A 21489-nucleotide genomic window follows, 5' to 3' on the forward strand; every position below is an offset into this window, starting at 1 on the left:
CGCGATGTCTTTCGTTAGTTGAGTCGAATCGTGTTCGACCAGATCTCGTTGGGCCCCACGCGGAGGTTTCCATACCCTCCCCCGGTCATTTGGCACGTTGCGGGCCAGTTCCAGTCGCCACTGCCGCTGCCGTTGGTCGTCACCGTGAACGCTCCGATCGTGTGTCCGCCCTGACCGTTCGAGTTGGGCGTCACCCAGCATTGGACCGACATCGTGCGATTCGGTTCGAACCCCTGAACCGCGAGATGTACACCGATCCCTCCACCGGGCTGATCGATAGTCATCGTCTTGGGCGGCGGATCGTTCGCCTGCCCACTCCAGGTCGCCGAACTCGTCCCGGCCTGATTGCCGTACGACACGGTGATCGACGTCGACTGGCTGGGCGCGAGTCCCGTCACCGTCTGCTCGTTGTAGCCCTCCTGGCCATAGCTGGCCGAGGTCAGGGGGCTTCCGTTGCTACTGACCGTCCAGCGGAACCGCACAGCGTTATCCATCCGATCGATGCCTTGGAGGCTGATGATCGGCTTCCCGAAGGGCACCGCCGCGGTGGAGGTCGCCTCGGGCCCCGGCGAGACGCCCTGCACCGATGACGTCTCCCACACGTTCACGGTGTACGACGTGCCGTTCGAGAGCCCGCCGATCGTCCCGCCGCCCGCCGGCACGGTTCCCTGTGCGCCGGTCTGATTGACCCGGTAGTTGTAGGTGATCTCCGCGTCACGGTTGCCGTTCAGCGCACCGGGCGTGAACGCGAGCACCGCGCTGCCGTCCGCAGGGCTGAGAGTCACCCCGGTCGGTGCACCAGGGGCGTTCGCCGCACGACGCGGGCTGGAGTCTGCGCTGGGCGCCGAGTCGCCAGCCTTGTTGTGCGCGGTCACCGAGAAGGTGTAGTCCGTCTGGCTCGTGTCGACGACGACGTTCTGCGAGGTCCCCGACACCGGGATCGTCTGCACGACGGATCCGCCCTGTTTGACGGTCAGCGCGTATCCCGATACGGCGTCGCCGTTGTCGTTCCCCGGCGGCGCCCAGCTCACCGCGATCTGCGCCTGGGATCCGACCGGTGTGGCCGGAGACGTCTGCGGCTGTCCCGGCGCATCCGGCACGCCCGCCGGCACCATCGGCGCCGACCACGCGCTCCATTCGGAAGGGTCGGGCGCGAGGTTGTGCGCGCGGATCCGCACCTGGTACGAGACGCCGTTCTGCAGGCCCTCCCAGGTGAGGCTGTTGCCCGAGACGCCGAGCTTGTCGCCGGCAGCGCCGAGCTGCGGAGTGATCTGCAGGTCGTAGTTCGTGACGGGAGAGCCGTTCGAGTTCGGCGTCGTCCACGCGACCGCGAGCTTCTTGTCGCCGAAGGCCAGGCTCGGCGGCGCGGGCATGTCGGGCCGCGCGTCCGGCCGTGCGTCCGCCGAGGTCGGGGACGGGTCCGACTTCCCGATCGCGTTCACCGCGACCACCTGGAAGCGGTACACCACGTTGTTCGTGAGCCCGTCCAGCGTGCAGGTCGTCGATGCGCACTGCTTCGAGTACCCGTTCTGCGAGGTCACCTCGTAGCCGGTGATCGGCGAGCCGTTGTTCGACGGCGGAGCCCACGACAGCACCACGGTGCGGTCCTGGATCGAGGTCACCGTCGGGACGCCGGGCGCCCCCGGCTTGCCGCGTACCGTGAGCACGATCTTCGCCTCGGCCTGCCGATCCGGCGAGTTCGTCGCATCGGCGATCCGGTAGGTGACGATGAGCGTGCCGAAGAAGTCGGAGGCGGGCGTCACCGACACCTTGTCGCCCTGCACGACGGCCCGGTGGGATCCGGGGGTGTCGATGTGCACCGAAACGATCTTCAGGGGCTTCTCCCCCTGGAATGGGTTGAAGTCGTTCGCGAGCACGTCCACGGCGCTCGCGACACCCTGCTTGGCGTCAGGCACGAGGTCGTCGTTCGCGACCGGCATCGGCCTCTGGGTCGTGATGATCGAGATCGTCACCGTGCCCTGGCCGGGCTTGCTCTTGCCGTCGTCCGCCGTGACCTTGAGCGACAGCGTCGCGCCCGGCTTCAGGTCGGAGGCCGCCTTCACGGTCAGTGAACTGCCCGAGATCGAGGCGTCGATGCCGTTCGGCGCGGAACCGTCCACGGCGTAACGCATGCGGTCGAGGTCACCCGCATCCGGATCCGTCGTGAGCCGCTTCAGATCGAGCGTCACACCCGCCTCGCCCGGGGCCAGGCTGATCGCGGCGTTGCGCAGGGTAGGCGACTGGTTCTGGACCGGCTGCACCAGGATCGGGATCGTCACGTACGCGGACAGCCCCTGGGGGTCGTCGGGTCCCGTGCCGTCGGTGACGCGGACGCCCACGGCGTCGGGACCGAAGTAGCCCTTCGCCGACGTGTACTGCAGGTGCTGCGCGTCCTTCATGAGGGGCGAGCCGTCGGCGTGCCCGGCACGAAGCGAGTCCGCGACCGCGACGCGCGGAGACCTGCCGCTGCGCACGACGATGTGATCGGCCAGCGCGATCGAGACGCTCTCGCCGCTCTTCACGACGATCGGCGTGGTGTCGGCGACGGTCGGCACCGCGTCCTTCGCACCGGGCACGAAGACGAACGCCTGCGCCGTGAGGCCGTCCGGATCCGTGTCCTGGTAGCGGATCACCTGCGGATCCGGAGTGACCTTCACCTGCACGACGCCGCCGGCGAGCACCTTCGCGTTCGGCGAGAACGTCTTGACGGCCAGCCGATCGGCGGTGCCGTCGGGATCCTCGTCGTTCTCGAGCACCGAGACCTTGACGCTGTCGGAGCGCGACACGGCCGAGGCGGGCACGTGATCGTCGCGGGCGACCGGGGCCTTCAACGGCGCATCGTTCGTGACGTCCAGCAGGAGCGGTGCCTGTGCCGTCGCTCCGTAGGTGTCGGCGATCGTGTACGTCAGGGTGTACTGGCCCTGCTTGTCGGGCGCGGTGACGACCACGCGTCCGCCGGCGACGGAGGCCTTGATCCCCGCGGGGACGGTGAGCCCGCTCTTCACCAGCGAGATCTGATCGCCGTCGGGGTCGCTGTCGTTCGCCGTCACCGGTACGGCGACGGTTCGTCCCGGGCGCACCTGCACGACGTCCTTCACCGCGTACGGCGCCTGGTTGTCGGCGCCCGGAGGTGCGACGCCTACGGTGACCGTGCTCTCCGCCGTGGCACCCAGCCGATCGCGTACCACGTACGTGAACGTGTCGCGCCCCTGCGAGGTGTCGTAGGCGGTGTAGGTCAGCCAGGCGTCGCCCACCGTCACCCGGCCCAGCGCCGGGCTCGACGAGGTGCCGACGAGCTCGACGGAGTCGCCGTCCGGATCGATCCCGTCCAGCGGGATCGGGATGCGCACCGTCGTCCCGGCGATCACCCGGGCGATCACCGGCTTCGGCAGCGGAGCGGAGTTCGCCGCAGCGTCGACCGCGAGCACCTGGATCGTCAGGTACCCGGCCACGCGGTTGCCCTGCCCGTCCGTCACCTCGTACGTGATGTAGGCGGGGCCCGGTTTGGACCCGGCCTGGAAGCGCACCCGGTTGCCGTCGACGAACGCCGCCCCGTCGCCGACCTTCGCATCGACGAGATCCGGCAGCAGCTTCAGCGTGTCGTTGTCGGGCGAGTAGTCGTTGGCGAGCACATCGACCGAGACCACGTCGCCGACCCGGACCACCGCGGTATCGGGCACGGTCACCGGCGGGCGCAGCGTCGCCGGCAGGGGCACCGGCACGACGAGGATCTCGCCCTCCGCGCTCTGCAGCCCGTCCGAGACGGTGTAGCCGACGGTGATCGGCTGGTGCAGACCGCCGACGTCGGTCACCCGCACGACGGAGTGGTCGAGCACCTCGGCGGACACCGGCGAGCCCTGCGGCAGGTGCACGCTTTGCACGACGAGCACGCCGCCGCTCGGATCCTCGTCGTTCGCGAGCACATCCACGAGCACGCTGCGCCCCGTGGGCAGCAGCGCCGTGTCACGCACCGCGATCGGCGGATGCCCGTTCCCGCTCGCGGGGACGACGTCGATGCGGATGAGCCCCGCGGCAGACTGGGCTCCCGACGTGACCAGATACTGCACGTAATACGTGTTGGGCGCGTCCGCCTCGAAGGACAGCGTGTTGGTGCTGTAGTTCGGCGTGATCTTGGCGCCGGGCGCGTAGTCGTTGCGCGCGAGGCGCAGCGGCTCCCCGGAGCGGCTGATGTCGTTCTGGAGCGGCGAGAGCGTGATCGGCACGCCGGCGGTGGCCGTGTAGTGGTCGGCGTTCGCCACGGGCGCGAGCGAGCCCTTGGGCCGCACGTCGACCTTGAGCACGCCGGTCGCCGTGGCCTGGCCGTCCGACACGGTGAGCGAGACGTCCTTGATCCCGGTGACCCCGCTCGCGGCGCGGAACTCCATCACGCCGTTCGTGCGCGTGGTGACCACGTCGCCGCCGTCAACCTCGGCGTGCTGCAGGAACAGGTCGTCGCCGTCCGGATCTTTCCAGCCCTGCAGCGCGTCATAGGTGATGCTCGCGCCGGCCTCGACCTGGATCGTCTGCGGGCGCTCGAGCACCGGCGCGGAGTTCTCCGAGAGGGGGTGGATCGTGAGGGTCACCGTCGCCTGGTCCGTGCCGCCGCGACCGTCGTCCACCTGATACCGGAAGCTGGCGGTGCCCGTGGCCGCGGCCGGCACCGCGACCTGGAGCGCGGCCCCGCCGAGGACCGGAGTGACCGTCATGCCCGCGGGCGGGTCGCCGACGAGAGACGCCGAGAGCAGATCGCCGTCCGGGTCGCTGTCGTTCTCGGTGACCCGCAGCACCGAGGCGCGGCCGGGTCGCACCCCGTAGGAGTCGTCGACCGCGGTCGGTTTGTGGTTTTCGGCGTCGCGTTTGGGTAGCTCCAGCTGTTGCTGCTGCTCGTCGCTCTGGTCCTGCTGCTGTTTGTCGTCCGGCGGCGGGATCACATCGTCCCAGTTCTGGACGATCTCGGCCTTGTTCGTGACAACCCAGACCATGCCGCCACGGGTGTCGTTCACGACGACGACGCGTCGGTTGACTCGCAGCACCGGGGTTGCGGTCGCCGGCACGTCGAGCTTGACCTGCACGGTCGCCTGCCCGTCGCAGCGGCGCAGATAGGCCCCGTTGCTCCACACCGCATACGCGCAGCCGTTCAGCCACACGGGCTGGGCAGCGGCGCCCCCGGCATCGGCTGCACGCAGGACCTCCGCTTTCGAGCCGTCCAGCGGCTGGCGGATCAGCGCGGTTCCCGTCGCCAGATAGGCGGCGTCGCCGTCGGCGGATGTCTGCTGCAGGCGGGCGCCCGAGGACTTCGGGATCGTGATAGCGCGCCCGTTCGCGCGCAGCACACCGCTGCGGGCATCGAACACGACTGGCGTCTGACCGACGGCCGCGAGTTGCACCTGCGCGTCGGCCGGCAGTCCGTCCAGCGTGTCGGTGCGCACGTTCGATGACGCGGTGTCGATCGTGATGAGCCGCTTCTTAGCCGGCGCGACCGCGAACAGCGACGAGCCGTCGTGGGTGATCGCGACCGCGGCGCCGTCGCCGACGGTCGCCAGCGCGTGCTTCTTCTCGAAGCGCGCACCGATCACGTGGCCGGTCGGCACGGCGTACACCCGGCCGCCGCCGAGCACGCCCATCTCGTCGCCGCCGAGAACCACCTTCGACCCGCCCGGCAGAGCCTGCTGCCCGGTGAACTCGTTGGTGGCGGGATCGATCGGCGCGAGCACGGCGTTGGCGCGGTCGAAGACCACGACCCGATCGCCGTCCTGGAGCACGTCGTAGTCGGGAGCGGTGGTGCGCAGGGCGCCGTCGAGCAGACGAGACGGGTAGTTGAGGTGACCGACGAGGAGGTCGCTCGACTTGGTGACCCAGACACCGCCGTCGTCGAGCTTGAGATCCGCCGTCGGGATGCCCTGGTAGAGCACGGCGAGGGTGGACAGCACGACCGCGGCCGCGGTCAGCGTCGCGCCCGAGGCCAGCGCCGCCCGCCGCCTCCTCATCCACCCGACGAGCCTCGGCATCTGCATCACCTCGAATCCCCCCAGCCTTTCTCGCATCACCCCACGCGATGCTCTGATCCGACAGAACCGGAACGCACGCCGAACCGCGATGGGGAATATCCCCCATACGCGAGGCACACTCGTCCCTGCTCCTTCGCGTCGGGAGGCGCACTCGGAGCTTCTGCGGGGAACACTATCCGGCGCCGGTTGCCCGACGACCCCGAAAAGTGTGCGGAAACATGCGGAAATTCCGATCCGGAACATCCGGATCGCGTCCGTCGGTCGCACCACTCCGACACGATCCACCGCGGTCGCGGTGACCGTCCTCGACGCCGGGCGCTGAACGCAAGCCCCGTAATCCAGGGAAGCGCGGCGCGCTCTGCGACCCGTCCTGGACGCATTCGAGTGGTACAACATGTTTACCCGCACCTCAGCGGGCGCCGACCCAGCGCCCCTTCGTTCCTCCCCCAGAACAGTCCGATGACCAGCAACATCCCCGATTCCGACGTTTCCCCCGCCGCCGACGACCCCGGCACGCCCGACGGGCCGGATTCCGTCGAACGCTTCGGTGCCGACCTGCGGGCCCTGCGCCTCAGCGCCGGCAGCCCGACGCTGTTCAGCCTGCAGCACTCGACGTCGATCTCGAAGACCACCATCTCCGACGCCTTCCGCGGACAGCGTCTGCCTACCGCGCGCACGGTCAACCGGATCGTTCGAGCGCTGGAGGCCGACCCGACGGAGTGGATCGCACGGCGCGATCGCCTCGCCCAACTGACGGGTTCCGCCGGGGACGGCACGGACGCCGTTGCAGAGGACCAGGAGCCGCTGCCCGCCGCGACGGCCGCGACGCCCACGACGAGCTGGATCCGCCCCCGGACAGTCATGCTCCTCGCCGCGGCGGCGTTCCTCGTCGGCATCGTCATCTCGGGCGGCGTGAGCTACGCCATCGCCAGCACGCTCGTCGACGAGGTCCGCACCGAGGCGGTCGCGCAGGCCAAGAAGGACATCCTGGACGCCCCGGTCAGCCCGCACGCGCAGGTCAATGTCTCGAACGGGGTGGATCCTGCCCAGACGCCGTGCGTCAACGACGCGAAGGTCGTCGCCGCGGAGAACCGCACGAACAACACCAAGCTCGAGATCATCTGGTCGAACAAGTGCTACGCGGGCTGGGGCCGAGTGACGCGCTACGACGGCAAGGCCGAGGGCAACTCCGTGACGATCGCGATCTACCCGGAGACCTCACCGAACGGCCCCGATCGGCAAAGCGCCACGGAGCCCGGCGTGCAGAGCGCGTACACGACCCTGGTCGTGCGCCCCTCGCCGCAGACGCGCTTGTGCGCCGTCGGGTCGGAGACCCTCGACGGCAGGAGCATCGACCTCGGCGATCCGATCTGCATCTGAGAGCGACTCGGATCCGATCGCACGCCCAGGACCGCCGCGGACGCGGGCAACCCGCCGCCGCGGCAGATCCACCGACGATGGGGACGCCGTTGTCCGCGCATCGTCGGCGAGCCGAGTGCCGTGGAGTCAGCCGATCTCTGCCATGCCGCGTCGCAGCAGGCGGCCGCGCGGCGTGGTGAAGTCGATCTCCTCGCCGTGCAGGTAGGTCTTGCGCACCCGTCCGGCGAGCGCCTTGCCGTTGTACGGCGTGAGCGGGTTCTTGTGGTGCAGCTTCGTGACGTCGACGATGTAGGCGTCGTCGGCCGCGAAGATCGAGAAGTCGGCGTCGTAGCCCGGCGCGATGCGGCCCTTGCCGGTGAGACCGGCGAACTGCGCCGGCTTCTCGCTCATCCACGAGACGACGGTCTCCAGCGACAGCCCGCGCTGGCGCGCCTCGGTCCAGATCAGCGACAGGCCGAGCTGCAGCGACGCGACGCCTCCCCAGGCCACCGCGAAGTCGCCGTTCTCCAGGTCCTTGAGATCCAGCGTCGAGGGCGAGTGGTCGGACACGATGAAGTCGATCGTGCCGTCCTCCAGCCCCTGCCAGAGCAGCTCGCGGTTGCCGGCCTCGCGGATCGGCGGGCAGCACTTGAACGCGGTCGCGCCGTGCGGGATCTCCTCCGCGGTGAGGGTGAGGTAGTGCGGGCAGGTCTCGACGGTCAGCTTGATGCCGTCGTGCTTGGCCGAGCGCAGCATGGGCAGCGCGTCCGACGAGGAAAGGTGCAGGATGTGCGCCCGCGCTCCGGTCCAGCGGGCGCGCTCGATCACCTCCGCGATCGCCAGGTTCTCCGCACCGCGCGGGCGCGAGGCGAGGAACTTGGCGTAGTCGTCGCCGTCGGGCTTGGGGGCGCGGTCGATGGCACGGGAGTCCTCGGCGTGCACGATCATCACCGAGTCGAAGGTGGCGAGCTCGCGCATGTCCTCCTCGAGCTCGTCCGGGTCCAGGGGCGGGAACTCGTCCACGCCGCTGTGCAGCAGGAAGCACTTGAACCCGAACGCGCCGGCGTCGTGCAGCCCGCGCAGCTTGTCGCGGTTGCCGGGCACGGCTCCGCCCCAGAAGCCCACATCGACGTGCACCTGGTCGCGGGCGACATCGCGCTTGATCTCCAGCGCCTCCACGTCGACCGTCGGGGGGATGCTGTTCAGCGGCATGTCGAGGATCGTGGTGACGCCGCCGGCCGCGGCCGCCTTCGTCGCGGACGCGAAGCCCTCCCACTCCGTGCGGCCCGGCTCGTTCACGTGCACGTGGGTGTCGACGAGCCCGGGGATCAGCGTCTCGTCGTCGGCGAGCTCGATGATCCGGTCGCCCTGGAGGCCGTTGCCGAGCGGCTCCATGGCGAGGATGACGCCGTCGCGGACACCCACCTCGCGGGGACGGATCCCGGAGCTGGTGAGGACCCGCTCTCCGCGGATCACCAGGTCGAAGTGCGTACCCGAGGGGTCGTGCTGATCCTGCGACATGTCGGTCGGATCCTTTCCTCCGGCAGAAGCCGGTCGTGACTGGATGGATTTCATTGTGCTCCGGATCCGGCGGGGCGGATCCGGTCGGAATATGGGCCCTGCGGCCCTGAGCCCGCCCTCCGGTCCCTGAGCTTGTCGAAGGGCCCGGAGAACGTGGACCGGACGGTTCGACAGGCTCAGCGTCGCGGAACGGTTCAGGTCTGCGGGGCGAGCTGCCCGATCTCGGCGCCGATGCGGCGGCCCACCTCGGTGAGCAGCCGGACCGCCTCGGCCATGCTGCGGGCCGGATCCGGCTCGAGCTCGCTGAGCGCGTAGACCCGCTCGAAGCCCGCGGCGGCCGCGGCCTCCGCGGTCAGCGTGGATCGGCCGCACACCGCGATGACGGGGATCCCTGCCTCGCGCGCCGCCGCGGCGACGCCGAGCGGAGTCTTGCCGCCCAGGCTCTGGTCGTCGAGGCTCCCCTCCCCGGTGATGACGAGGTCGGCCCTGGTGTCGTCGGCGCCGAGCGCTTCGGCGAGTCCGGTGAGGCGCTGCACGACCTCGACGCCGGGCTCGCGCCGGGCGCCGAGCACCGCAAGGGCCGCGTAGCCGACGCCGCCGGCGCCCCCCGCGCCAGGCAGCTCAGTGGCGGGGCGGACGCCGGGCTGCTGCTCGAGCAGCGCGGCGTAGCGGGCCAGGGCCGCGTCCAGCGCGGCCACGTCGTCCGGGCTCGCGCCCTTCTGCGGCCCGAACACCGCGGCCGCGCCGCGCTCGCCGAGCAGCGGGTTGTCCACGTCGCTCGCCAGCACGATCTCGACGCCGGCGAGCCGCGGATCCAGATCCGAGACATCGACCGCCGCGATGCGGGCGAGCGCGCCGCCGCCTCCCGGCAGCTCGTCGCCGTCGGCGTCGCGGAGCGAGACCCCGAGCGCCTGCAGCATGCCCGCGCCGCCGTCGGTGTTCGCGCTGCCGCCGATCCCGAGCACGATGCTCACAGCCCCATGGTCGAGCGCCGCGCGGATCAGCTCTCCCGTGCCGCGGCTCGTGGCGCCGAGCGCATCCTCGACGCCGCCGGGCAGCAGGTCGAGCCCGCTCGCGGCGGCCATCTCGATGATCGCCTGCGCGCCGCGCACCCCGAACCGCGCCTCGACCGGCTGCCCCGTGGGCCCGGTCACCGTCGCGGTGACCGCCTCGAACCCGGCGGCGAGCGCGGCGTCGACCGTGCCCTCCCCGCCGTCCGCGACGGGGACCGCGTCGATGACGGTGCCCGGCGCGGCCTCCGAGATCCCCGCGGCGAGTGCGGCGGCGACCTCCGGCCCCGTGGCGGAGCCCTTGAACTTGTCCGAGGCGATCAGGATGCGCATGCGTCTACCTTGGCAGGGTTCAGTCGAGCAGCGCGTAGATCGCCTCGGGGGCGTCGGCGGGCGATGCGGCGAGGTCCTCGAACTCGTTCACGGTGTCGAGATCCGCGCCCATGGCGATGTTGGTGACGCGCTCGAGGATGACCTCGACCACCACCGGCACCTGGTACTCGTCGCGCAGACGCTGCGCCTCGGCGAAGCCCGCGGCGAGGTCCTCGGGACGCTCGACGCGCAGCGCCTTGGCGCCCAGGCCCTCGGCGACCTTGACGTGGTCCACGCCGTAGCCGGTGGCGATCGAGGAGGAGTCCTGCGGGGTGTTCACGTTGTCGAACGCGAGCGACACCTCGTAGTCCATCTCGAAGCCGCGCTGCGACTGGCGGATCAGGCCGAGGTAGCTGTTGTTCACCACGACGTGGATGTAGGGCAGCTTGTGCTGCGCGCCCACGGCGAGCTCCTCGATCATGAACTGGAAGTCGTAGTCGCCCGAGAGCGCGACGACCTGCTCGCCCGGCTTGCCGCGCACGACGCCGAGGGCGGCGGGGCCGGTCCAGCCCAGCGGGCCGGCCTGGCCGGCGTTGATCCACTTGCGCGGGCCGTAGGCGTGCAGCAGCTGCGCGCCGGCGATCTGCGACAGGCCGATCGTGGTGACGTAGGTGGTGTCGCGGTCGAACGCCGAGAGCATCTCCTGGTACACGCGGTGCGGCTTCATCGGCACGTTGTCGAAGTTCGTCTTGCGCTGCAGGCGCGCCTTGCGGTCGCGGCACTCCTGCGCCCAGCCGTTGTAGTCGGGCAGCTCGGCGACGCGGTCGCGGGCGGCCTCGAGCAGCGCGTCGATGAACGCGCCCGCATCGGACACCACGCCGTAGTCGGGCGCGAACACGCGGCCGATCTGGGTGGGCTCGATGTCGACGTGCACGAAGGTGCGGCCCTTGCGGTAGGTGTCCAGGCCGCCGGTGTGGCGGTTCGCCCAGCGGTTGCCGATGCCGAGCACGAAGTCGCTCTCCAGGAAGCTCGCGTTGCCGTAGCGCTGCGAGGTCTGGATCCCGACGAGGCCGGCGGCCAGCGGGTGGTCGTCGGGCAGCACGCCCCGACCCATCAGGGTCGGGAACACGGGCACGCCGAGGGTCTCGGCCAGCTCGACGAGCTTCTCCGAGGCGCCGGAGTTCACCACGCCGCCGCCCGCGATGATCGCGGGGTGCTGGGCGGCCACGAGCAGGTCGAGCACCTTCTCGGCCTGCGCGCGGGTGGCGACGGGCTTCGCCACCGGCAGCGGCTCGTAGGTGTCGATGTCGAACTCGATCTCGGTCATCTGCACGTCGAACGGCAGGTCGATGAGCACGGGTCCGGGGCGGCCGGAGCGCATGATCTGGAACGCGGTCTGGAACACGCCGGGCACCTGGGCGCCCTCGAGCACGGTCTTGGCGAACTTCGTGACGGGCTTCGCGATCGACGCGATGTCGACGGCCTGGAAGTCCTCCTTGTCGAGCTTCGCCACCGGCGCCTGGCCGGTGATGCAGAGCATCGGGATGGAGTCGGCGATCGCGGCGTACAGGCCCGTGATCATGTCGGTGCCGGCAGGGCCGGAGGTGCCCAGGCACACGCCGATGCGGCCGTCGGCCGTGCGGCTGTAGCCGTCGGCCATGTGGCTCGCGCCCTCGACGTGGCGGGCGAGGGTGTGCCGGATGCCGCCGTTGGCGCGCATCGCGGAGTAGAGGGGGTTGATGGCGGCACCGGGGAGGCCGAACGCCTCGTCCGCGCCCTCCTTGATGAGGATCTGGACGATCGCGTCCACTGCGCGCATGCGGGTCATGGGAGTTTCCTTAGTTCGATGTGGTCGGGGCCGCCCTTGTCTCGTGGTTCCTGAGCGAGCGGAGCGAGACGAAGGACGCTCCTCGCTCAGGGACCGGACTTGGTCGGTTCCTGAGCGAGCGGAGCGAGACGAAGGACGCCTGGGCGACCCCGAAAAGTGTGGTTCAGTCGCGGCCGGAGAGCTCGGTGGTGAGCTTGAACAGACCGGAGTGGTCGAGGCCGCCGTCGCCACGGGCGACGAGGGCGTTCACGAGCTGTGCGACAGCGGCGCCGAGGGGGACGGTGACCCCCACCGAACGCGCCGCCGAGGTGACGATGCCCAGATCCTTGTTGTGGAGGGCGAGACGGAAGCCGGGCGCGAAGTCGCGGTTCAGCATCTTCTGCCCCTTCTGGTCGAGGACCTTGGATCCGGCGAGACCGCCGCCGAGAACGGTCAGCGCCGCGTCCGTGTCGACGCCGAACGCCTCCAGGAAGACGACCGCCTCGGCCAGGGCCTGGATGTTGACGGCCACGATGAGCTGGTTGGCGGCCTTCACGGTCTGTCCGGCGCCGGACGGGCCGACGTGCACGATGGTCTTGCCGATCGCGTTCAGCACGGGCTCGGCCTTGGCGAAGTCCTCCGGGGACCCGCCGACCATGATCGACAGCACGGCGTCGATCGCGCCCTGCTCGCCGCCGGAGACGGGGGCGTCGACGGCGCCGAGACCGGCGGCGACGGCCTCCTCCGCGAGCTCCTTGGCCACGTCCGGGCGGATCGAGGAGTTGTCGATCCACAGCGCGCCGGCCTTGGCGTTCGCGAAGACGCCGTCCGGGCCCTGCACCACGCCGGCCACATCCGGGGAGTCCGGCACCATCGTGATGACGACGTCGGCGTCCTTCACGGCGTCGGCGATGCCGGTCGCGCCCGTGCCGCCGGCGGCGACGAGCTTGTCGATCGCCTCCTGGCTGCGGTTGTAGCCGACGACGTCGTAGCCGGCGGTGACGAGGTTCTTGGCCATGGGCAGGCCCATGATGCCGAGGCCGATGAATGCGATGCGGGTCATGTCTTCGCTCCTTCGCGGGAAGTCTGTGCGGTCAGGCCTGAGCGGCCGCGGTGGTGATCCAGGCGAAGGGATCCGCCTCGGTGGCCTTGTACTCGAGGCCGATGACGCCGTCGTAGCCGCCGGCCTGGGCGTCGGCGATCCACTGCGCGAGCGGCAGTTCGCCGGTGCCGGGCTCGCCGCGACCGGGGGCGTCGGCGATCTGGATGTGGCCGAACTCGGCGGCGTGGCCGGCGATCACCGCGGGCACGTCGTCGCCGTTGACGGCGAGGTGGTAGAAGTCGGCCAGGAGCTTGACGTTGTCGACGCCCTCCTCCTGCTTCACGCGCTCGATGATCGCGAGCGCGTCGGCCGCGGTCTTCAGCGGGTAGGTCTCCATGCCGCTGACCGGCTCGAGCAGCACGACACCGCCGAGCTCGGCCACCGCGCGACCGGCCGCGGCGAGGTTCTTCACGGCGAGGTCGTCCTGCGCCTTCGCGTCGACGCCCTCGAGGCGGTTGCCGTACAGGGCGTTGAAGGCCTTGGTGCCGAGGCGGCGCCCGATCTCGACGACGACGTCGATGTTGGCGGCGAACTCGTCCTCGCGGCCGACCCACGACACCAGGCCGCGGTCGCCGCCGGGCATGTCGCCGGCGAAGAAGTTCAGTCCGGTCAGCTGCACGCCCGCGTCCTGGATCGCCGCGACGAACGCGTCGACCTCGTCCTGCGCGGGCACGGCGACGGAGAACGGCCACCAGAACTCCACGGCGTCAAAGCCCGCAGCCTTCACGGCGGCCGGGCGCTCGAGGATCGGCAGCTCGGTCAGCAGGATCGAGGCGTTGACGGTGTAGCTCATGAGATCGTCCTTGATGTCTGTCTCGGGTTCTTCCGAATTATGGAAAGAAAATCTTGATTGATGAAAGTTTAGGCCGACGTGGCCGGGATGTCAACGGCTCCGGATCCGGATCCCGCCGGGGTCGCTGAGCGCGCAACGCCCAGAGCACGGAAACGACGAACGCCGCCCCGACCGGGAGCGGCGTTCGCGGATCCGGATCCGGATCAGGTGAGCTTGATCTGCCGGTTCATGTCCTTGTACAGCAGGTAGCGGAAGTCCTCCGGGCCACCCGCGTAACAGGCCTGCGGGCAGAACGAGCGCAGCAGCATGTAGTCGCCGGCCTCGCACTCCACCCAGTCGTCGTTGAGGCGGTACACGGCCTTGCCCTGCAGCACGAACAGGCCGTGCTCCATGACGTGGGTCTCCGCGAACGGGATGGATCCGCCCGGCTTGAAGGTGACGATGTTCACCTGCATGTCGTGCGCCATGTCATTCGAATCGGCGAACCGGGTGGTCGCCCAGACGCCGTCGGTGTCGGGCATCGGCACGGGCTCGATGTCCTGGTCGCGGGTGACGAACGACGCGGGGGCGTCGACGCCCTCGAGCCACTCGTAGGCCTTGCGGATCCAGTGGAAGCTGGTGATCTCGTCGCCCTCGTTCGCGAGCGACCAGTTCGCCCCCGGCGCGAGGAACGCGTAGCCGCCCTCCTCGAGCACGTGCCTCTCGCCCTCGAGGGTGAGCGTGAGCTTCCCAGTGGTGACGAAGACGACGCCCTCGACGCCGGCCTCGGGCTCGGGCTTGGCCGCTCCCCCGCCGGGCGAGATCTCGACGATGAGCTGCGAGAACGTGGTCGCCGAGCTCGGCGTCGGGCGGGCGATGATCCAGGCGCGGGTGTTGGTGAACCCGGGCAGGCTGCTCGTGACGATGTCGCGCAGCACGCCCTTCGGGATGAAGGTGTAGGCGAGCTTGACGACCGCGCGGTCGGTCAGCAGGTCGGTCTGCGGGGGCAACCCGCCGGCGGGCGTGTAGTAGGTGCGGGTGCTCAAGAGACGGCCTCCTTGGTTGCGAGTTTGGGGTGGGCGAGCCGGACGAGCTCTGCGGGCTCGGATCCGGTCGCGGAGCGGACCTCGTCGGCCGTGAGCGCGCCGCACTCCAGACCGCGCACGACGAACCGCGCCAGGGCGCGCGCCGTCGCCGGCTCGTCCATGATCGTGGCGTCACTGCCGTGCAGGTAGTTGTCCAGGCGCTTCGCCGCGGCGGCGAACCCCTCGCGGTAGAACGCGTAGGTCGCCAGGTACCGGGTCGGCAGCTGCGCGGCGTGCAGGTCCCAGCCCTGGTAGTAGCCGCGCTCGAGCGAGCGGCGCACCAGGCGGGCGTGCAGCTTCCACGCCGCCTCGACATGGTCCGGCTCTCCGACGGGGATCACGTTCGTGGATCCGTCCGAGAGGCGCACGCCGGTCTCCGCGACGGCGACCTGCATGACCTGCTTGGCGAAGTCGGCGGCAGGGTGCTCCATGGACTGGTACGCGGCGGCGATCTGCAGCGACGCGCTGTAGTCGTAGGTGCCGTAGTGCAGGGCGCCCACCCGGCCGTCCGCCCGATGAAGCAGCGTCGCGACCGGGACGGATCCATCCGCCGCCACGATCAGCTGCGGCGTCTCCATCTGCACCTCGAAGCGCAGGCGCCCGTGGGCCAGGCCGAGGCGCTCCTCGAACACCTCGCACAGGGCGACCATTGCCTCGACCTGCTCGACCGTGGTCACCTTGGGCAGCGTCAGCACGAGGCCGTCCGGGAGCCCGCCGTTGTTCGCCAGCGTCGTGAGGAACAGGTCGAGCGTGCGGATCCCGCGGCGGCGCGTGGGCGCCTCGAAGCACTTGAACCGGATGCCGATGAACGGCGGTGCGACGCCCGCGGCGACCGCCTGCGCGACACGCTCGGCGGCGAGGACCGCATCCGCGTCCTCCTCGTCGTCGGGGCGGGCGCCGTAGCCGTCCTCGAAGTCGAGGCGCAGATCCTCGATCGGCTCGCGCTCGAGCTTCGCGTCCACGAGGGGCGCGAGCTCCTCGGCGAGGGTGCCGAGGCCGACGGCCTGGGCGAGCGCGACCGTGCCTCCGAACGCGGCGACGGCCTCCGCCGCGGTGCGCCCGAACGCGGCGGGCAGGTCGGGGCGGAACCGGTCGGCCGGCACGTACAGGGTGTGCACGGGCTGACGGGATCCGTCATCGCCCGGGTACTCGGTCTTCAGCAGCGTGTCGGTGCCCGCGAGGCGGGCGTCGACGGCGGCGAGGTCGTCCTCGCCCAGGGTGCCTGCGGACAAGAGGCTCACTCCTTCGACGACTCGACGACGCGCACGATCGCCTCGGCGACGGCGCCGGCCACGAGCGGGTCGAACACGCTCGGGATGATGAAGCTCGCGTTGAGCTCGTCGTCGCCGACGCGGTCCGCGATCGCCTGCGCGGCTGCGACCAGCATAGGCGGGGTGATGTCCGACACGCCGGCGTCGAGGAGGCCCCGGAAGAAGCCGGGGAACGCGAGGACGTTGTTGATCTGGTTGGGGAAGTCGCTGCGCCCGGTCGCCACGACGGCGGCGTGCTTGGAGGCGACGATCGGGTCGGCCTCGGGGGTCGGGTTCGCCATCGCGAACACGATCGCGTCGTCGGCCATGCCGGCGATGTCGGCCTCGTCCAGGATGTTCGGCGCGCTCACGCCGATGAACACATCGGCGCCCACGAGCACCTCCTTGAGCGTGCCCTTCACGCCGCGCGGGTTGGTGGTCGCGGCGAGCTCCTTGCGGTGCGTGTCGGCGTACTCCTCGTCGCGGTGGATCGCGCCGTTGCGGCCGCAGGCGACGATGTCGACGGCGCCCTCGGCGAGCAGCAGCTGCACGATCGCGTTGCCCGCGGCACCCACGCCCGAGACCACGATCTTGACCTCGCCGATCGCCTTGCCGACGACCTTGAGCGCGTTCTGCAGCGCCGCGAGCGTGACGATCGCGGTGCCGTGCTGGTCGTCGTGGAAGACGGGGATGTCGAGCTCGTCGCGCAGGCGGGCCTCGATCTCGAAGCAGCGCGGTGCGGCGATGTCCTCGAGGTTCACGCCGCCGTAGACCGGGGCGATCGCCTTGACGATCTTGATGATCTCCTCGGTGTCCTTGGTGTCCAGGCACACCGGCCACGCGTCGACGTTGGCGAACTGCTTGAACAGCGCGGCCTTGCCCTCCATGACCGGAAGGGCGGCCTCGGGGCCGATGTCGCCGAGGCCGAGCACGGCGGTGCCGTCGGTGACGACCGCGATGGTGTTGCGCTTGACGGTGAGGTTGCGGGCCTTGCTCTTGTCCTCGGCGATCGCCATGCAGACGCGGGCGACGCCCGGCGTGTAGGCGCGGGACAGGTCGTCGCGGTTGCGCAGCGGCACGCTGGGGACGACCTCGAGCTTGCCGCCGAGGTGCATCAGGAAGGTGCGGTCGCTGACGGCGCGCACGGTGACGCCCTCGAGCGCCTCGATCGCGTCGCGGATCTGCTCGGCGTGCTCCTCGCCCGTGGTGTTGCAGGTCAGGTCGACCACGATCGTGGTCGGGTGCGACTCGACGACGTCGAGTGCGGTGACGGCGGCGCCGGCCGCCGCGGCCGCCGCGGCGAGCTCGCTGGTCACGTGGAAGTTGGACGGCGCGTCGATGCGCAGCGTGATCGAATTGCCGGGACCCGGGTTCGCCATGATTCCTCCTCATCGAGGCGTCCCGGGCGGAGCCGCGGGCGCTGGTTGCGGTGATGAACTTCTTTACAACTTTCGTATTGTGGACACTATTATCTCTATCGTGGAAGTCTTGCGCAAGGCGAGGTCCGGATCCACTCGGATTTCCGGCGCGCGGCTCTCGCATGATGGAATAATCACGACGACGGGAGCAGAGATGACCGACATTTCACAGGCGAAGGACGCCGGTCAGAAGGCGGGCAAGAGCGCAGGATCCGGGGTGCAGTCTGTCGAGCGCGTCTTCGAGCTCCTCGAGCTCGTGACCGACGCCGGCGGCGACGTGACGCTGAGCGAGCTGTCTGCGTCGACGGATCTGCCCCTCCCCACCATCCACCGCCTGCTGCGCACCCTGGTCTCCCTCGGCTACGCACGTCAGCTGCCCAACCGGCGGTACGCGCTCGGCCCGCGGCTGATCCGGATCGGCGAGGGCGCATCCCGTCAGTTCGGCGCGCTCGCGCGCCCCCAGCTGAAGACGCTCGTCGACGCGCTCGGCGAGAGCGCCAACATGGCCGTGCTCGACGGCGACATGGTCGTCTACGTCGCCCAGGTGCCCTCGCAGCACTCCATGCGCATGTTCACCGAGGTCGGCCGCCGCGCCAACGTGCACGACACCGGCGTCGGCAAGGCGATCCTCGCCCAGCTCGACGACGACACCGTGCGCGGCATCGTCGGCCGCACCGGCATGTCGACCCCGACCCCGTACAGCATCGGGACCGTCGACGCGCTGCTGAAGGAGCTCGACGTCATCCGCGAGCGCGGCTACTCGATCGACGAGCAGGAGCAGGAGATCGGCGTCCGCTGCTACGCGATGGCCGTGCCCGGCGCTCCCACGCCGACCGCGGTCTCGGTCTCCGGCCCGATCGCGCGCGTCACCGAGGAGTTCGGTCAGCGCGCCGTGCCGCTGCTGCGCGACGCTGCCGCCGCCATCGCAGCCGACCTGGAGCCGTAGGCCCGGGCCGACCCGCACACGGCCCTCAGCCTGAAGGACGGATGCGACTCTGCAGGATGGATCCCCGGATCCTGTCCTCCGGAATCGCATCCGTCCTTTTTTCATGACGTCATGCCGGCCCCAGCCGCGGAGTTACTCCGCGTCGGTGCCGCTCGTGCCGGCGTTCACGTCGAGCAGGCGGTACTTCTCCGCAGCCGCCGCGGCGACGGACGGATCCACCTCGCCGCGCTTGGCGAGCAGCTGCAGCGTGCGCACCACGACCGAGGGGCCGTCGATCTTGAAGTACCGTCGGGCGGCGGCACGGGTGTCCGAGAAGCCGAAGCCGTCCGCGCCGAGGGTCGCCCAGTCGTTCGGCACGAACTGGCGCACCTGGTCGGGCAGGTCCTTCGCGTAGTCGCTGACCGCCACGATCGGGCCGTGCGCGTCCGCCAGCTGCTGCCGCACGAACGGCTCCCGCGAGCCGCGCCCGAGGAACTCGTCCTCCTCGGCGGCGACCGCGTCGCGGCGCAGCTCGGTCCACGAGGTCACCGACCACACGTCCGCCTGCACGCCCCAGTCGGAAGCCAGCAGCTGCTGCGCCTCCTGGGCCCAGGTCACGCCGATGCCCGAGGCGAGCAGGTGCGCCTTCGGCGCCTCGACGGGCGCGATCTTGTGGATGCCGCCGAGGATCCCGGCCACATCGACGTCGGCCGGCTCGGCCGGCTGCACGATCGGCTCGTTGTAGACCATGAGGTTGTAGATGACGTTGCGGTCGGTCGAGTCCGGCCCGTACATGCGCTCGATGCCGGCGCGCACGATGTGGCCGATCTCGTAGCCGAACGCCGGGTCGTAGGTCACCACGGCGGCGTTCGTCGCGGCGAGCAGCGGCGAGTGCCCGTCCGCGTGCTGCAGCCCCTCGCCGGTCAGCGTGGTGCGCCCCGCGGTGGCCGAGATGAGGAAGCCGCGCGCCATCTGGTCGGCGGCCGCCCACAGCGAGTCGCCGGTGCGCTGGAAGCCGAACATCGAGTAGAACACGTACACCGGCACGAGCGGCACGCCGTGCGTCGCGTACGCGGTGCCCGCGGCCGTGAAGGCGGCGATGGATCCGGCCTCGTTGATGCCCACGTGCAGGATCTGTCCGGCCGTCGACTCCTTGTACGAGAGCACGATGTCGCGGTCGACGGCGAGGTAGTTCTGCCCGTTCGGGTTGTAGATCTTCGCGGTCGGGAAGAACGCGTCCATGCCGAAGGTGCGGGCCTCGTCCGGGATGATCGGCACGATGCGCTTGCCGAACTCGGGGTCGCGCATGAGGTCCTTCAGCACCCGCACGAACGCCATCGTGGTCGCGGCCTGCTGCTTGCCGGACCCGCGCGCGGCCACCTCGTACGCCTTCGCGTCGGGCAGGGCGATCTCGCCGGACGCGTTCGGCCGACGCTCGGGCAGGTACCCGCCGAGCGCGCGGCGGCGCTCCTGCATGTACCGGATCTCGGGTGCGTCCTGGCCGGGGTGGTAGTACGGCGGCTGGTAGGGGTCGGCCTCGAGCTGGGCGTCGCTGATCGGCACCCGCAGGTGGTCGCGGAAGTCCTTGAGGTCCTGCAGCGTGAGCTTCTTCATCTGGTGCGTCGCGTTGCGCGCCTCGAAGCGCGGCCCGAGCCCGTAGCCCTTGACCGTCTTGACGAGGATGACCGTGGGCTTGCCGTTGTGCTCGAGGGACTTCTGGTACGCCGCGAAGACCTTCTGGTAGTCGTGGCCGCCGCGCTTGAGCCCCCAGATCTGCTCGTCAGTGAGGTTCTCGACGAGGGCGAGCGCCCGCGGATCCTTGCCGAAGAAGTGCTCGCGGATGAACCCGCCGGACTCGGCCTTGTACGTCTGGTAGTCGCCGTCGCGGGTGGTGTTCATGATGTCCAGCAGCGCGCCGGAGGTGTCGCGGGCGAGCAGGTCGTCCCACTCGCGGCCCCACACGACCTTGATGACGTTCCAGCCCGCGCCGCGGAAGAAGCCCTCGAGCTCCTGGATGATCTTGCCGTTGCCCCGGACGGGCCCGTCGAGACGCTGCAGGTTGCAGTTCACGACGAAGGTGAGGTTGTCGAGGCCGTCGTTGGCGGCGAGCTGCAGCAGGCCGCGGCTCTCCGGCTCGTCCATCTCGCCGTCGCCGAGGAACGCCCACACGTGCTGATCGCTGGTGTCCTTGAGGCCGCGGTTGTGCACGTAGCGGTTGGACTGGGCCTGGTAGATCGCGTTCATCGGGCCGATGCCCATCGACACGGTGGGGAACTCCCAGAACTCCGGCATGAGGCGCGGGTGCGGGTAGGAGCTCAGCGCGTGCCCTTCGCGGGACTTCTCCTGGCGGAAGCCGTCCAGGTCCTCCTCGCTGAGGCGCCCTTCCATGAACGCGCGGGCGTACATGCCCGGCGAGGCGTGGCCCTGGAAGTACACCTGGTCGCCGCCGCCGGGGTGGTCCTTGCCGCGGAAGAAGTGGTTGAACCCGACCTCGTACAGGGTCGCGGCGCCCGCATAGGTGGAGATGTGGCCGCCGACGCCGATGCCGGGGCGCTGGGCGCGGTGCACCAGGATCGCGGCGTTCCAGCGCATCCACGCGCGGTAGCGGCGCTCGAGCTCCTCGTCGCCGGGGTAGGCGGGCTCGTCGGCGGCGGAGATCGTGTTGACGTAGTCGGTCGTGGCCGTCGGCTCCGGCGTGTAGCCGGCGTGGGCCGCGAGCGAGCGCAGGATGTGCTCGCCGCGCTCGGGTCCGCGCTGCGCGACGAGCGCGTCCAGCGACTCGAGCCACTCGGCGGTCTCTTCGGGATCGAGATCCGCGGTGGCGGATCCTGCGACGGCGGAGGTGCTCTGTTCGTGCATCTTCGGCCTTTCTGTGAGAAGTCGGGGTGACCTGTTAGATGGAGGGTGCTGCCGGTCCGGC

12 protein-coding genes are annotated in these 21489 nt (G+C 70.3%); 2 read left to right on the forward strand and 10 right to left on the reverse strand.

Annotated features, from left to right (window positions below; all coding sequences use genetic code 11):
* Positions 1 to 14: 14 nt before the first annotated feature.
* Positions 15 to 6008, reverse strand: a complete 5994-nt coding sequence (locus ACYQ1L_RS18175) for an Ig-like domain-containing protein (RefSeq protein ID WP_460005410.1) — start codon at positions 6006 to 6008, stop codon at positions 15 to 17.
* Positions 6009 to 6467: 459 nt separating this feature from the next.
* On the opposite strand from ACYQ1L_RS18175, the gene ACYQ1L_RS18180 reads away from it, so the two are divergent.
* Positions 6468 to 7388 (forward strand): DUF2690 domain-containing protein, encoded by a 921-nt coding sequence (locus ACYQ1L_RS18180; RefSeq protein ID WP_460005411.1) that lies wholly within the window; start codon positions 6468 to 6470, stop codon positions 7386 to 7388.
* 126 nt (positions 7389 to 7514) lie between these two features.
* Here ACYQ1L_RS18180 and allB read toward each other — a convergent pair whose 3' ends face one another.
* The 8 genes from allB to ACYQ1L_RS18220 all read right to left on the reverse strand — a co-directional run bounded on the left by allB (position 7515) and on the right by ACYQ1L_RS18220 (position 17605).
* Positions 7515 to 8888 (reverse strand): allantoinase AllB, encoded by a 1374-nt coding sequence (allB, locus tag ACYQ1L_RS18185; protein ID WP_460005412.1) that lies wholly within the window; start codon positions 8886 to 8888, stop codon positions 7515 to 7517.
* 194 nt (positions 8889 to 9082) lie between these two features.
* A complete protein-coding gene (locus ACYQ1L_RS18190) occupies positions 9083 to 10231 on the reverse strand; it encodes a glycerate kinase (RefSeq protein ID WP_460005413.1) in 1149 nt (382 codons plus the stop codon).
* A 19-nt stretch (positions 10232 to 10250) separates the two neighbouring features.
* Entirely contained in the window at positions 10251 to 12038 is a 1788-nt protein-coding gene (gene gcl / locus ACYQ1L_RS18195; protein WP_460005414.1) for a glyoxylate carboligase, read from the reverse strand.
* A gap of 163 nt (positions 12039 to 12201) precedes the next feature.
* The gene (locus tag ACYQ1L_RS18200) at positions 12202 to 13080 is read right to left on the reverse strand and encodes a 2-hydroxy-3-oxopropionate reductase (RefSeq protein WP_460005415.1); all 879 of its coding nucleotides are present in this window, start codon (positions 13078 to 13080) and stop codon (positions 12202 to 12204) included.
* 31 nt (positions 13081 to 13111) lie between these two features.
* Positions 13112 to 13912: a hydroxypyruvate isomerase family protein gene (locus tag ACYQ1L_RS18205; protein WP_460005416.1), complete on the reverse strand. Its 801-nt coding sequence runs from the start codon at positions 13910 to 13912 to the stop codon at positions 13112 to 13114.
* Between the two features lie 203 nt (positions 13913 to 14115).
* Positions 14116 to 14937: a bifunctional allantoicase/(S)-ureidoglycine aminohydrolase gene (locus tag ACYQ1L_RS18210; protein ID WP_460005417.1), complete on the reverse strand. Its 822-nt coding sequence runs from the start codon at positions 14935 to 14937 to the stop codon at positions 14116 to 14118.
* Positions 14934 to 16208: a DUF6986 family protein gene (locus ACYQ1L_RS18215; protein WP_460005418.1), complete on the reverse strand. Its 1275-nt coding sequence runs from the start codon at positions 16206 to 16208 to the stop codon at positions 14934 to 14936. Before ACYQ1L_RS18215 ends, ACYQ1L_RS18210 begins: the two co-directional genes overlap by 4 nt.
* Before the next feature lie 5 nt (positions 16209 to 16213).
* Positions 16214 to 17605 carry an NAD-dependent malic enzyme gene (locus tag ACYQ1L_RS18220; RefSeq protein ID WP_460005419.1) on the reverse strand — a complete coding sequence of 464 codons (1392 nt, stop codon included), beginning with the start codon at positions 17603 to 17605 and terminating at the stop codon, positions 16214 to 16216.
* A 193-nt stretch (positions 17606 to 17798) separates the two neighbouring features.
* Here ACYQ1L_RS18220 and ACYQ1L_RS18225 point away from each other — a divergent pair, with 193 nt between their 5' ends.
* Entirely contained in the window at positions 17799 to 18590 is a 792-nt protein-coding gene (locus tag ACYQ1L_RS18225; protein WP_460005420.1) for an IclR family transcriptional regulator, read from the forward strand.
* 132 nt (positions 18591 to 18722) lie between these two features.
* Here ACYQ1L_RS18225 and aceE read toward each other — a convergent pair whose 3' ends face one another.
* A complete protein-coding gene (gene aceE, locus ACYQ1L_RS18230; protein WP_460005421.1) occupies positions 18723 to 21428 on the reverse strand; it encodes a pyruvate dehydrogenase (acetyl-transferring), homodimeric type in 2706 nt (901 codons plus the stop codon).
* Positions 21429 to 21489 lie beyond the last annotated feature (61 nt).

The organism is Microbacterium xylanilyticum (assembly GCF_054654695.1).

Excerpts from the sequence above, each read along its gene's own strand:
- ACYQ1L_RS18175 (WP_460005410.1), bottom strand. The coding sequence starts at position 6,008 with ATGCCGAGGCTCGTCGGGTGGATGAGGAGGCGGCGGGCGGCGCTGGCC.
- ACYQ1L_RS18180 (WP_460005411.1), top strand. The coding sequence starts at position 6,468 with ATGACCAGCAACATCCCCGATTCCGACGTTTCCCCCGCCGCCGACGAC.
- allB (WP_460005412.1), bottom strand. The coding sequence starts at position 8,888 with ATGTCGCAGGATCAGCACGACCCCTCGGGTACGCACTTCGACCTGGTG.
- ACYQ1L_RS18190 (WP_460005413.1), bottom strand. The coding sequence starts at position 10,231 with ATGCGCATCCTGATCGCCTCGGACAAGTTCAAGGGCTCCGCCACGGGG.
- gcl (WP_460005414.1), bottom strand. The coding sequence starts at position 12,038 with ATGACCCGCATGCGCGCAGTGGACGCGATCGTCCAGATCCTCATCAAG.
- ACYQ1L_RS18200 (WP_460005415.1), bottom strand. The coding sequence starts at position 13,080 with ATGACCCGCATCGCATTCATCGGCCTCGGCATCATGGGCCTGCCCATG.
- ACYQ1L_RS18205 (WP_460005416.1), bottom strand. The coding sequence starts at position 13,912 with ATGAGCTACACCGTCAACGCCTCGATCCTGCTGACCGAGCTGCCGATC.
- ACYQ1L_RS18220 (WP_460005419.1), bottom strand. The coding sequence starts at position 17,605 with ATGGCGAACCCGGGTCCCGGCAATTCGATCACGCTGCGCATCGACGCG.
- ACYQ1L_RS18225 (WP_460005420.1), top strand. The coding sequence starts at position 17,799 with ATGACCGACATTTCACAGGCGAAGGACGCCGGTCAGAAGGCGGGCAAG.
- aceE (WP_460005421.1), bottom strand. The coding sequence starts at position 21,428 with ATGCACGAACAGAGCACCTCCGCCGTCGCAGGATCCGCCACCGCGGAT.